Genomic DNA, 13,729 nt, shown 5'->3' with positions numbered 1-13,729 from the left:
AAAAACCGAAATCTTCTTTAATTATGCGGTGTTTGGCAGCGGATTGACCAAAAAAATCCAAAAATGTGCAAATGAAAATTTATTTTTCACAAGAATGTAATAGAATAGGAAAGCGTGGAAGCGTTTGCAAGTGATTGCAGCTTCAAACACGAAAGGGGTTTTATGGCAATTGTTGTTTCTGCTCTTAAAGAAGCTGCCGGCGAAAATCGTGTCGCATTGACACCTGATACGGCCGCAAAACTGATTAAGAGCGATTTTGAGGTGAGCATCGAAAAGGGAGCTGGCGAAAAGGCTTTTTATAATGATGATTTATATGCAAAGGCTGGTGCGAAACTGGTCACGCGAACAGAGGCATTAAAGGCCGATATTGTCACAGTCGTTAACGAACCTAGCGAGGCAGTTTTATCCAAATTGTCTCAAGGACAGACGATTATCGGAATGCTGAATCCGCTTGGAGATAAAAAAGGGATGCAGCAGCTGGCCAAGGCGGGTGTCAGTGCCTTGGCTTTTGAACTGCTTCCGCGAACTGTGTCAAGAGCTCAGAATCTTGATGCCAATTCATCGCAGAAATCGATTGCTGGATATAAAGCGGCTCTACTGGCTGCTGATACCTATCCGCAATATTTTCCAATGATGATGACAGCTGCCGGAACGGCGCGTCCAGCCAAAGTATTAGTTATTGGTGCAGCTGTGGCTGGCTTGCAAGCCATTGGTACTGCCCATCGTTTAGGTGCAGTTGTTTCTGGTTATGATATTCGTGAAGATGCCCGTGGCCAGATTGAGTCGCTGGGTGCCAAAGCATTGATTTCCAAAGTCCAGGTGAAAGATGAAAATGGTTATGCCCGTGCCTTGAATGATGATGAAAAACAAGCACAACAGGCTGAATTAGAAGGCTTTATTGCGGAGAATAATGTCATTATCACGACAGCTCAAGTCCCTGGAGGCAAGCCACCGGTTGTTGTTTCAAAGAAAGCTGTAGATGAAGCGAAAGCCGATACGGTCTTCATAGATTTGGGGTCATCAAAATTGGGCGGCAATGTAGCCGGATCCCAACCTGGCGAGACCATCGTCACAAAGACTGGTGCAATTATTGTTGGTGCTGGTGATTTAGCGAGCCGTGTAGCTCGATCAGCTTCGGATATGTATGCCAAAAATGTTCAGAATACAATCAACTATATTGTCAAAGACGGTCAGATTCATTTTGATCTTGATGATGATGTTTTGACAGACCTGCTGGCAACTTATGGCGGCCAGATCAATTCGAATTTTCTGCGCAGCCGTATGGGTATGGAAAAAAGGCCAGTACAGCCAAAGCAGGAACAGGGAGCGGAGGAAGAAAAATGAGTGAAGAATTATATGCCAATTTGGCTATCTTTGTTTTAAGCCTGCTGGTTGGTTTTGAGGTTATGTCGAAAATTCCATCCACGCTGCAGACACCGATGATGTCTGGTGCAAACGCGATTCACGGTGTGGTTGTCGTTGGTGCCTTTGCTATTGCAGCCGAGGCCAATAATTGGCTGTTGTATGTGCTGACTTTCTTTGCTGCACTATTTGCTGCAATCAATGTCGCCGGTGGCTATACGGTAACAGACAGAATGCTAGGTATGTTTGACCGCAAGCCAGCTAAAAAAGAGGAGGACAAAAAATGACAGGTCTGACAACAACTGCATCTCTCATTTATCTGATCTCGGCCTTTTGCTATGTGATTGGCGTGCATTTAATGCGTAGCCCTAAGACGGCTAAAAAAGGCAACGGCCTCTCATTTGTCGGCATGATTCTGGCTGTCATCATGATTTTGATTGAAATCCTGGTCTCTGGCCGTGTCCAAGTTGGTGCCTGGATGGCTCTGGCTGCCGGATTGGCTTTGGGTATTTTTTATGGCTTTAGCAAGGCAAAAAGAGTACCGATGACCGATGTGCCGCAACTGGTTTCATTATTTAACGCCGTTGGTGGTGGTGCCGCCGCTGCGATTGGCGCTTTTGATTACCTGACAGCTAATGGGCACTTGCCGCTTGTTTTATCAATTCCGGTGGTCTTAGATATCGTCATTGGCGGGATTACATTTTCTGGTTCTTTGATTGCCACGGGCAAACTTTCCGGGAAGGTTTCTGGAAAACCGATTACATTTCTAGGTTCAAAATTTGTCAATATCCTAGTCGTGATTGCGATCGTGGCAGCTGCTGTCTTAATGATCACGCAAGTTGACAATAGCTGGTACCTTGTCTTGGCTTTGCTGGCCAGCTTGGCTTTTGGGCTCTTGATGACACTGCCGATTGGCGGTGCAGATATGCCGGTCGTTGTATCATTGTTAAATGCCTTTACTGGCCTAGCAGTTGCTTTTGCCGGATTCGTGATTAACAATCAGGTTTTGATTATTGCCGGTGCGCTTGTTGGTGCTGCGGGCACGATTTTGACCTTGCAGATGGCTGATGCGATGAATCGGTCAGTCGCTAATATTCTGGCAGGTGGATTCGGGACAGATGATTCTCAATCCGTTTCCCCTGCTGGCCAGACAGATGTCAAAGTAGTGGAAACATCAGCTGATGATATCGGCCTGCAATTAGCCTATGCGCATAATGTGATGATTGTTCCTGGTTATGGTTTGGCGGCCGCTCAGGCCCAGCATGAAGTAGCTGAGTTAGCCAAACTGCTGACTGATAACGGGATTAATGTTGATTACGCGATCCATCCGGTCGCTGGACGTATGCCTGGCCATATGAATGTGCTGCTGGCTGATGTCAATGTGCCTTATGACCAATTGAAACAGCTGGATGAAGCTAATTCCATGTTTGAAAACACCGATGTTTCCTTGGTTATTGGTGCAAATGACGTGACGAATCCGTTAGCTCGCGAATCGGGGAATGATATTTCCGGAATGCCTATCTTGGATGTTGATAAGTCTAAGTCGGTTGTTGTTATCAAACGCTCGATGAGCAGTGGATATGCCGGTGTACCAAATCCATTATTCTCTTTGCCGAATACGAAGATGTTCTTCTCGGATGCTAAAAAAGGTCTGCAGGATATCATCGCTTCAAGCAAGGAATATATCAACCAATAAAATTTTATTGGCTATGTTGAACAAACGTCTCATTTTTGAGGCGTTTTTTTATCCTATACTTTAATTATTGTGAGTCAGGAAAAGAATTCATTTCGGTATATATACCGGGCGTTAACCGCTATTTTACTGTTTATTTTATTAACGGGTGTCGTTGTTAATACTTTTATGTCCGGAAATGGCAGCTTTTTGCCAGGCAACTTCTTAGTCTTGCTGCTGTCTGCATTGCTGCTGCTATTATTCAGAAAAGCCTATCAGTTTTTTAAAAAATGCAGTTTGGCGGCCAACCGCGGCATTTTAATTGGCCTGTTGTTGCTATTTGCCTTATTGGAAATCTATTTGTTGCGGAACTTTATTCCGTCACTTATTCATGACCCTTTCCGCCTGCGCTCGTTCGCCTATGATTTAGCAAACGGCAGGCAGGGACGGTGGGGGATTTATTTTGCCCAATATCCGCAGATTGTTTCACCAACTATCTTTTACAGCTGGGCCGTCCGCTTGGGCCATTTCATTTTATTGGATAAATTTGCGATTCAGTCAGTCATTTCCTTTACGTTATTGAATGTATTCTTGGCTTTGTGTCTGTTGAATGTTTATCAGGCGACGAAAAAAATTCGGTATTTGAATTTAGCTGCTATGCTTTTTTTCTGTCTGCCAATGCTTTACAGCTATAATCTGTGGATTCTGTATACGGACCTGCCTGCGATGATCACTTGGGCACTGGCTCTTTTTTTACTGCAGTATGCGATCGAAAAGAAACGCCTGTCATGGAAACTGCTGCTGCCGTCAGCTGTGATTTTTTATTTTGGTATGAGCAGCAAAGCCAGTTTTATCGTGGTTCTGCCGGCTATTTTACTATTAATGCTTTTCTTGTTTTACTACCGAAATCGTGCCTTTGCGCCCGTACTCAAACTTTTTTTGGTCCTTTTTGCTGTGATCGCGCTCTCTTTTCCAATTAATACCAGGTTGGCAAACAGTTACCATTTTTCCAGCAGTTCTCGTTACGAATTTCCCATCGCGCATTGGATGTCAATGGGGCTTAATCAAGTTTCTGCGGGCCAGTATAATCAGCAGGATGTCAACCAAATGGCCGCCCTGCCTAACAAGTCTCAGCGCAGCCGCGTCGCCGGCCGCCGTCTGCTAAATCGGATCAAACAGGAAGGCCCCCTTGGCCTTTTAAGACAATTTATTCAAAAATTCGCTGTGCTGCTTTATGCGGGAAATATTTTTGATCGTTATCATACGGGTTTTATTCTCGCGCCGCCTTTTTATGAAAATCATGCCCAGCTGATCAACAATGCAGTATCGACATTGTCCCGTGCATCTTATATCGCGATTTTTGCACTGGCTTTTTGGAAACTTAAAAAACGTCTGTTTCAGTCACAATACGACGATCAGGCTTCTGCGGCCGCTTTTGTCAACATCATTCTGCCCTTAGCCGGGCTGTCTTTTTATGCGCTGCTTTGGGAAGTGAACGGCCGTTACGGTGAAATTGCCATTTTGCCGATTCTGCTGCTGGCCATCCAGCCAACCAAAGAGAACACAACAGCGAACAAATTATCGGAATCTAGATTAACTTTGATCACGCTCATTTTGCTGACTCTTGTCTCTGCTGCTGGAGCAGCAGCGGCAGCCTTTGATATTGATTTGGTTAATTTGAATCAGCAGGTCATCGACGGAGATCCTGATGATCGTTTGGCCAAACAAACTTTTCTGCCGGTTTTAGGCAACTATTCTAATTACGGTGCCGGCTATGATCGGGAAGACAAAAGAATCCGTCCTGGGCAGTCGGTGTCGCAAGCAGTGACTATTTCTGGAAGCCGTTTTACGCGTCTGCGTATCATGCGTGAACAAAAACAGTTCGGCGAATTAACCATTCGTTATCAAGGCAGAATCATTTTTAAAAAAGGTCATTTTGCTAAGAATAAAACTTGGGTTCATCTTCAATATCGTTTCCGGCCTGGCCGTTATCTGATAACTTGGCACAATAACACCCGTCATGCGATTGGGATCGTTTCGCAGGCCGGACACGGATATCCTTTATCAATGCAGCCAATGTCAGGTAGTCATTTCCAAGATCGTTATCTGATCTATACCTTTGAAGTTCTGAAAAAATAATTTCGTTAAATTTAATATGTGGTAGGGGAACGCCAGTTCAAAGCTCTAACGAAAAATGCGATAATGGAACTATGGAATTGGAAACGCGTTTACCTGGAAATTTTAAATTAAATAGTCAATACCAGCCGACTGGTGACCAGCCGACCGCGATTAAGCAGCTGACTGACGGACTTAAAAATGGTATTAAAGAACAGATTTTGTTGGGTGCTACAGGCACAGGCAAGACTTTTACGATTTCAAACGTGATTGCTGCTGCCAACAAGCCGACTTTGATCTTGTCCCATAATAAGACCCTGGCCGGCCAGCTTTATGGCGAGATGAAAAGCTTCTTCCCGGATAATGCAGTCGAGTATTTTGTTTCTTACTATGATTATTACCAGCCGGAAGCCTACGTGCCTTCTTCGGATACCTATATTGAAAAAGATGCCAGCATTAATGATGAGATTGATAAGCTGCGAAACAGTGCCACCAGCAGTCTCCTGTCGCGTAATGACACAATTGTCGTAGCTTCTGTTTCGTCGATTTTTGGTTTGGGCGATCCGCGCCAGTATAAAGATCACGTGATCAGCCTGCGTGTCGGGGATGAATATGGGCGCGATAATCTCATGCGCCACTTAATCGACATCCAATATGTGCGAAACGATATTGATTTTGCCCGTGGTACTTTTCGTGTCCGCGGGGATGTCGTCGAAATATTCCCGGCTTCAGAAGATGAAAAAGCGATTCGTGTCGAATTTTTCGGGGACGAGGTTGACCGTATTCGAGAGATTAATCCGCTGACTGGCGAGATTTTATTGGAGGATGACTTTATTTCAATATTCCCAGCCAAACATTTCATGACTAACGATGATATTTTAAAGACGGCTACCGATGGCATCCGCCAGGAAATGGTTGAATCGGTGAAAAAATTTGAACAGCAGGGAAAATTGCTGGAAGCGCAGCGTATCAAGCAGCGGACTGAATACGATATCGAAATGCTGCTGGAAATGGGTTATACAAACGGCATTGAAAACTATTCGCGTTGGATGGACGGCCGAAAACAAGGGGAACCACCTTTCACACTGCTGGATTTCTTCCCGAAGGATTTTCTTTTAGTCGTTGATGAGAGTCATGTGACAATGCCGCAGGTTCGCGGTATGTTTAATGGCGACCAGGCACGAAAAAAGACCTTAGTAGATTATGGTTTTCGTCTGCCCTCGGCTTTGGATAATCGCCCGCTCAAATTAAATGAATTTGAAAAGCATGTGAACCAGATTATTTATATGTCGGCAACACCTGGTGATTATGAACTAGCACGTGTGGCTCCTGAACATATTGCTGAACAGATTATTCGGCCGACTGGTCTTTTGGACCCGGAAATTGAAGTGCGGCCGATCATGGGCCAGATTGATGATCTCCTTGGCGAGATCAATGAACGTGCCAAAAAAGACGAGCGTGTCTTTATTACGACATTGACCAAGCGCATGTCCGAAGATTTAACCTCGTATTTGAAGGAAAATGGCGTGAAAGTTCAGTACTTGCACAGCGATATTAAGACCTTAGAACGATCGGAAATATTGCGTAATCTGCGTTTGGGCAAATTCGATGTGCTGGTCGGGATTAATCTGCTGCGTGAAGGTTTGGATGTTCCCGAAGTCAGCCTTGTCGCAATCTTAGATGCTGATAAAGATGGCTTTTTGCGCAACGAGCGGTCATTGATCCAGACGATCGGGCGTGCCGCGCGTAATTCGAACGGGCATGTGATTATGTATGCGGACAAAATCACAGAAAACATGCAAAAAGCCATTGATGAAACCGCTCGACGCCGGAAGATCCAAATTGCTTACAACGAAAAACACCACATTACGCCGATGACGATCAAAAAACCAATTCGCGGTGCCATTGCTATTTCACACGAAGTTGCTTCAAGTGATGAGTCCAAGATGGATCTCACTCAGGTCGCCTTTGCTGATATGCCTGCTGCTGATCAGCGGGAAATGATTCAAAGCCTGACTGATCAGATGAAGGCCGCTGCCAAGCGTATGGACTTTGAAGAGGCTGCTCAGTTGCGGGATGCTGTTATCGAGTTCAAAAACAAGCTGAAGAAAAAGTAAACGCTGGATTTAGGCAAAGCTGTATAATTAGACCGTAAAGTAAATTTATTCACAAATTTGGAGGATACAGCTATGGTTGATCGTTTAAAAGGCAAAGTAGCAATTATCACGGGTGGCAATGGTGGGATTGGTGAAGCAATTGCCGCTGATTTCATTGCGGAAGGCGCAAAAGTCGTTATCACAGGACGCAATGGCGAAAAGGGCCAACAGGCAGCTTCAAAACTCGGTCCTGATGCCTTATTTATTCAGCAGGATGTCAGCAAAGAAGCTGACTGGAAAAAAGTGGTCGACAGCACGATTGAAAAATTCGGCAAATTCGACATTCTTGTGAATAACGCCGGTGTTGGCGGCGTCGGGAAACCTTTGGCAGAAATGTCATTGGCCGAATTTAACTGGACACAGTCTATCAATTTGTCCGGGAATTTTCTTGGCGTTCATTTTGCTTTCAAACAAATGTCCGAGCCGGGTTCAATTGTTGACGTCTCTTCGGTTGCAGGTTTGCGAGGTCTGCCTGGTGCCGCTGACTATTCTGCATCGAAAGGTGGTACGCGCTTATTGACCAAAGCTGCTGCTTTGGAAGCTCTGCAAATGGGCAAAAAGATTCGTGTCAATTCCATTCACCCAGGTTGGATTGATACAGATATTATTCCTGATGAGATGCGGGCAAGCGTGATTGCTATGACCCCGATGCGCCATTTGGGACAGCCGAAAGATATTGCCAAACTGGCGACTTATCTCGCCTCCGACGAAAGTGCCTTTACGACCGGCGCTGAATTTGTTGCCGATGGCGGCATCATGGCTTAGTTTCTGCGAATAATCATCAATGATTTCTTAAAGCGAACAAATGTTCGCTTTTTTTGTAGCAAAAAGCCTTAAAATATTATCTATGGTGAAGAAATACATTTCGATTCGCGGGGCGCGTTCCCACAATTTAAAAAACATTGATGTTGATATTCCGCGCGACAGCCTGACTGTCCTGACCGGCCTATCTGGATCTGGCAAGTCCAGCTTGGCTTTTGACACCTTGTATGCTGAGGGGCAGCGCCGCTATGTGCAGAGTCTGTCAGCCTATGCTCGGCAGTTTTTAGGTCAGATGGAAAAACCCGATGTCGACTCGATTGAAGGACTGTCGCCGGCCATTTCTATTGATCAGAAGACGACCAATAATAATCCTCGGTCGACGGTCGGAACTGTCACGGAAATTAATGACTACCTGCGTTTGCTGTTTGCACGAATCGGCCGGCCGGATGCACCTAAAGACGGCACAATCGTGATGGTGACTGTCGACCAGATGGTTGAAAAAGTGCTAAAACTGCCTGAGCGCTCCCGCTTGCAGATTTTTGCGCCAATTATCGAAAATCAGCCCGGTACGCATGAACAATCTCTGAAAAATGCCAAAAAATTGGGTTATATTCGTGCCCGTATTGATGGTGAGATTGTTGAGCTGGATGAAGAACAAAACTTGTCTTTGAATCGTGAAAGCAGTCATACGATTGAGATCATGATTGACCGCATCATCTTAAAAGCTGGTTCGCGATCCCGCCTTTATGATGCTATGGAGGCCGCAACTCGAATCGCGGATGGCAAGGTAACCGTTGAAGAAGTCGACGGGTCAACGATGAAATTTTCTGACCATTATTCGGGTGCTTTAAAGGATTTTCGTGTCGGCCGTTTGGAACCGAGATTGTTTTCTTTTAACGCACCAATGGGTGCCTGCCCAGTCTGCCAAGGGTTGGGTGTGCTGCGCAAAGTTGATATTGATCTTGTGGTTCCGGATGACTCGCTTTCGATTAGGCAAGGCGCAATTGCGCCTTGGAACCCTATTTCTTCTAATTACTATCCGTCTATGTTGTCACAGTTTGCCGAGCAGAATGGTATTAATGAAGACACGCCTTGGCGCAAATTACCAAAAAAACAGCGTGACATGGTGCTGAATGGCACTGGCAAGAAGACATTTCATTTCCATTATGAAAATGATTTCGGCGGAGTTCGTGATGTTGATACTGAATTTGAAGGCGTTTTGAATAATATTCAGCGGCGTTTTAACGACTCTAATTCTGAATTTACAAGGGATGTGATGAGTCAATATATGGCGGAGATGTCCTGCCCGGCTTGTGGCGGTTATCGTTTGAACCCGGCAGCGCTATCAGTGAAAATTCATCATTTGAATATTGGGCAAGTGGTGGATCTGGCAGTTTCCGATGAATTGTCTTTTTTCAAAGCATTGAAATTAGGTAAAAACGATCAAGAAATCGCCGCACCGATTGCCAAAGAAATTTCCGACCGTTTGGGTTTTCTCGTGTCAGTTGGCTTGGGCTACTTGACGCTTTCCCGTTCTGCCGGGACCTTATCAGGTGGAGAGAGCCAGCGAATTCGTTTGGCCACCCAGATTGGATCGAATTTATCAGGTGTCCTTTACGTACTGGATGAGCCGTCTATCGGACTGCATCAGCGAGACAATGATATGCTTTTGAATTCGCTCAAAAAGATGCGCGACCTTGGTAACACACTCGTTGTTGTCGAACATGACGAAGATACGATGCGGGCGGCTGATTATTTGATTGATATTGGCCCGGGTGCCGGCGACAAAGGTGGCGAAGTCATGGCCGCCGGTACGCCTAAACAAGTAGAACGCGTGGCTAAATCCATTACAGGCCAATACCTGTCGGGGAAGAAATTTATTCCAGTACCGGAAAAACACCATCCAGGCAATGGCGAGTTTGTCGAAATAGATGGGGCAGCCGAGAACAACCTAAAAAAGATCAACGTTAAATTTCCCTTGGGCAAATTCATCGCTGTGACTGGTGTTTCTGGGTCGGGTAAATCCACGCTAGTCAATTCGATTCTAAAACGCGCGCTGAAACAAAAAATTAACGGTAACTCAGAAAAACCCGGCGCCTATAAGTCAATTAAAGGTTTTGAACACATTGAAAAAGTGATCGACATTGATCAATCACCGATTGGTCGGACACCGCGGTCAAATCCAGCAACTTATACGGGTGTTTTTGATGATATTCGCGGCTTGTTTGCTCAGACTAATGAAGCGAAGATGCGTGGTTATGCCAAGGGACGTTTTTCTTTCAATGTGAAAGGCGGCCGTTGTGAAAACTGTCAAGGCGACGGCATTATCAAAATCGAAATGAACTTTCTGCCGGATGTCTACGTCACGTGTGAAGTCTGTGGCGGTACGCGTTACAATTCCGAGACTTTGGAAGTTACCTACAAAGGTAAAAATATTGCCCAAGTGTTGGATATGACGGTTGATGAAGCGCTGCCTTTCTTTTCTGCAATACCAAAAATTGCTCGTAAACTGCAGACAATTAAGGATGTCGGCCTAGGCTATGTCCAATTGGGACAGTCTGCGACGACTCTTTCGGGTGGTGAAGCTCAGCGCATGAAATTAGCCAGTGAGCTTCATCGTATTCAATCTGGCCGTAATTTTTATATTTTAGATGAGCCGACCACGGGCCTGCATACTGATGATGTTAAACGGCTCTTAGAAGTACTGCATCGTTTGGTTGATGCTGGAAATACGGTGCTTGTCATTGAACATAACTTGGATGTCATCAAAACAGCCGATTGGGTGATTGATTTAGGCCCTGAAGGCGGCCAAGGCGGCGGTCAAGTCATCGCTACGGGCACGCCTGATGATGTTGCTCAAGTTAAAGCCTCTTATACTGGCCAGTATTTAGGACCGATTATGAAGCGTGATCGCGACCGCCAGGCCAAATTAGATAAACAAAAAATTGCAATGAGTTAAAATGTTGGCATGAGTGCGTTTTCACGATGCTAAGCGGCTCTGGGTGTCTTAATCAGTTTCTTTTAAAATCAAATTTTGTTTTTGTTTTTGATGATTAATTCGCGAACGAAGAAAAGAGGTTCGAGGAGATGAAGATTGCAATTATTGGTGCGACTGGTATGGCAGGAAGAGCAATCTATCGTGAGGCAATTGCACGCGGGCATGAGGTGACAGCTTTTGTGCGGGATTTAAATAAGGCTGAGGGACTCCTTGGCCCAGGCTATTTTATTAAAAAGAGCCTCTATCAAATTGGTGCGGCAAACTTGCACGGCTATGATGTTGTGATTAATGCTTTTGCCAATCATACTCATCCGATTGAAAATTTTGATGCTTTGACTTATTTGTTACGGATTGGCCGCAAAATCGACAGTCGTTTTATCTTTATTTTAGGTGCTTCCTCACTTAAAAGAGAAGACGGACAACTTTTATACGACAGCTTGTCTAAGCTGGCTAATAACGAGGCCTGGATCGATGAGCCGAAATTTGGTGTCGATGCACTTTATGTTTTACAGCACGATGCTCAAAATGTGAATTGGACAGCGATCTCGCCGCAGCAGGAATTTGTCGATGGGCCGGCCTCCGATTACATGACCGGCCGGGATGAATTAATTTATGCTGAAGATGGCAAATCCCATGTGACGACAGGCAATATTGCGACAGCCATTCTTAACGAAATTGAGGAACCGCGCTTCATCGGCGAACGTTTTACAGTTGCTGACAAATAACTATTGACAAGCTGGGATTGGACTGTTTTAATTACTCTCAGTGCAAAAAAATAGAAAACAAGTGATTCAGATGCTTTAACGCAGCCTTGCCCATTTATTGGGTAACGGTTGCGTTTTTTCTTATTTAGCACAAAAACGAGAGGAATTGAGAAATTATGGAAGAGAAACACGCAAATGGTTCTATCTACGACTTGTATGAACGACCACCATTTCCAGCTTTATTTGGTTTAAGTTTGCAGCACTTGTTCAGTATGTTCGGGGCGACTGTACTGGTACCGCTGCTAGTTGGTTTAAATCCTGGTGTGGCAATTTTTTCGTCAGGTGTTGGTACACTGCTTCACATGCTGATAACTAGAGGAAAAATTCCGGCCTACATGGGTTCTAGTTTTGCCTTTATCATTCCAATGGGCAGTTTGATGAAAGCCTTCGGCTATCCAGCTGTTGGGCAAGGTGTCCTATCAGTTGGTGTTGTTTACTTGATTGTCGCTTTGATTGTTGCTAAAGCCGGATCTGCTTGGATTGACAGAATTTTCCCGGCTTCGGTCGTTGGCCCGATTGTCATGGTGATCGGTCTATCTTTGGCATCTACCGCTGCTCAGAATGCCACAATCAACTCCGCAACAAGTAAATACGATATTAAGATTTTTATTGTTGCTTTGCTAACGCTGGCTGTCACGATTTTATACAACATGTGTTTCAAGGGTTTTATGGGGATGATTCCGGTTCTGTTAGGGATTATAACTGGATATATTTTTGCGGTGTTGTTTGGCTTGGTTGATTTCAGCCGTGTGATGACCGCACCTTGGTTTGCACTTCCGAACTTCAACTCGATTTTTGAAAGCAGCAGGTTTTATCCTTCAGCTGTATTAAGTATGGCGCCGCTAGCTCTGGTTACTATTTCCGAGCATTTGGGCCATATCATGGTGCTGAATAAAATCACAGGCCATAATTTCTTTAAAGATCCCGGACTCAGTCATACATTGGCTGGTGATGGTACAGCTTCAATTGCAGCATCATTGGTTGGCGGCCCATCAGTAACTTCATACGGGGAAAACATTGGCGTTATGCAGATGAGCCGTGTCTACTCTGTGTGGGTCATTGGTGGCGCAGCTGTCCTGGCTGTTCTATTGAGTTTTATCGGTAAATTGTCCGCTTTGATTGAGACGGTTCCTGGCGCGGTTATCGGTGGCGTTGGATTCATGCTTTATGGTGTGATTGCGGCAGCCGGCCTGCAGGTGATTGTTGATAGTAAAGTTGACTATTCAAAAAAACGCAATCTGATGGTAGCGGCACCAATTCTTGTTATCGGTATTGGTAATTTCCATCTGCAATTATCAAACGGATTGGATTTTTCCGGTGTTGCTTTGGCAACGGTGATCGGTATCCTCTTGAATTTGATTCTGCCTAAAGTTGCAGCATCTGAAAAGTAAAATAGTTATTATAAAAGCCCGAGAAATCGGGCTTTTTTGCTAGACAGTCCTTTTGTGCAACCCATATAATAAGAATAGATACCGGTTGAATTTCCTGAGAAAGCAGGTCCAATATGTATAATGACAAGACACTATTCAAATTCTTTCTGTTGTTTATGAAATTGATTGTGGCCATTGGCCTACTGCTGATTATTTATCCACTTGTTGTAACGGCAAGTGATAATTATGCTTTGATGTCTTCGGGAAATTTACTGGCAAAGTCGTCGATTGTGATTGCTTTTCTGACAGCCCTGTTAAACATCTTTCAAATCGTTTGTCTCTTCGTTAATTTGGGGGCAAAGATGCGGGTTGTCTATATTACCAGTGTTTTTGTCAGCAGTATTTTATTGATTTTCGTTTCAGCTGTCTGGCTGAGTATTTATTCCTTTATGTTTTTGGGCCTGAGCTTGGGGATTCTCGGTTTGATTCTAATCTCTTTGCAAGCACGAAAATAACAGCCTCTTAATCAT

The 13,729-nt window shown here is 44.7% G+C and carries 10 protein-coding genes; all 10 read left to right on the top strand.

Annotated elements, in window-relative coordinates; translation table 11 throughout:
* Positions 1 to 162 precede the first annotated feature (162 nt).
* The 10 genes from ABF487_RS04845 to ABF487_RS04800 all read left to right on the top strand — a co-directional run bounded on the left by ABF487_RS04845 (position 163) and on the right by ABF487_RS04800 (position 13,714).
* A complete protein-coding gene (locus tag ABF487_RS04845) occupies positions 163 to 1,344 on the top strand; it encodes an NAD(P) transhydrogenase subunit alpha (protein WP_415634674.1) in 1,182 nt (393 codons plus the stop codon).
* Positions 1,341 to 1,649, top strand: a complete 309-nt coding sequence (locus tag ABF487_RS04840) for an NAD(P) transhydrogenase subunit alpha (protein ID WP_007745543.1) — start codon at positions 1,341 to 1,343, stop codon at positions 1,647 to 1,649. Before ABF487_RS04845 ends, ABF487_RS04840 begins: the two co-directional genes overlap by 4 nt.
* A complete protein-coding gene (locus ABF487_RS04835; RefSeq protein ID WP_415634673.1) occupies positions 1,646 to 3,058 on the top strand; it encodes an NAD(P)(+) transhydrogenase (Re/Si-specific) subunit beta in 1,413 nt (470 codons plus the stop codon). Before ABF487_RS04840 ends, ABF487_RS04835 begins: the two co-directional genes overlap by 4 nt.
* Before the next feature lie 69 nt (positions 3,059 to 3,127).
* The gene (locus ABF487_RS04830) at positions 3,128 to 5,173 is read left to right on the top strand and encodes a hypothetical protein (RefSeq protein WP_415634672.1); all 2,046 of its coding nucleotides are present in this window, start codon (positions 3,128 to 3,130) and stop codon (positions 5,171 to 5,173) included.
* A gap of 71 nt (positions 5,174 to 5,244) precedes the next feature.
* Positions 5,245 to 7,266: an excinuclease ABC subunit UvrB gene (uvrB, locus tag ABF487_RS04825; protein ID WP_007745547.1), complete on the top strand. Its 2,022-nt coding sequence runs from the start codon at positions 5,245 to 5,247 to the stop codon at positions 7,264 to 7,266.
* A 72-nt stretch (positions 7,267 to 7,338) separates the two neighbouring features.
* The gene (locus tag ABF487_RS04820) at positions 7,339 to 8,070 is read left to right on the top strand and encodes a glucose 1-dehydrogenase (RefSeq protein ID WP_007745549.1); all 732 of its coding nucleotides are present in this window, start codon (positions 7,339 to 7,341) and stop codon (positions 8,068 to 8,070) included.
* Between the two features lie 82 nt (positions 8,071 to 8,152).
* Positions 8,153 to 11,026 (top strand): excinuclease ABC subunit UvrA, encoded by a 2,874-nt coding sequence (gene uvrA / locus ABF487_RS04815; RefSeq protein WP_263779895.1) that lies wholly within the window; start codon positions 8,153 to 8,155, stop codon positions 11,024 to 11,026.
* Between the two features lie 128 nt (positions 11,027 to 11,154).
* Positions 11,155 to 11,790, top strand: a complete 636-nt coding sequence (locus ABF487_RS04810; protein ID WP_263779896.1) for an NAD(P)H-binding protein — start codon at positions 11,155 to 11,157, stop codon at positions 11,788 to 11,790.
* A 155-nt stretch (positions 11,791 to 11,945) separates the two neighbouring features.
* The gene (locus ABF487_RS04805; protein ID WP_263779897.1) at positions 11,946 to 13,220 is read left to right on the top strand and encodes a solute carrier family 23 protein; all 1,275 of its coding nucleotides are present in this window, start codon (positions 11,946 to 11,948) and stop codon (positions 13,218 to 13,220) included.
* Between the two features lie 113 nt (positions 13,221 to 13,333).
* Positions 13,334 to 13,714: a hypothetical protein gene (locus ABF487_RS04800; RefSeq protein WP_263779898.1), complete on the top strand. Its 381-nt coding sequence runs from the start codon at positions 13,334 to 13,336 to the stop codon at positions 13,712 to 13,714.
* Positions 13,715 to 13,729 lie beyond the last annotated feature (15 nt).

This window comes from Oenococcus sp. (assembly GCF_047725585.1).
GTDB lineage: Bacteria > Bacillota > Bacilli > Lactobacillales > Lactobacillaceae > Oenococcus > Oenococcus kitaharae_A.
The sequence above is the reverse complement of the archived record's forward strand: the minus strand, read 5'-3'. Positions and strand labels throughout refer to the sequence as shown.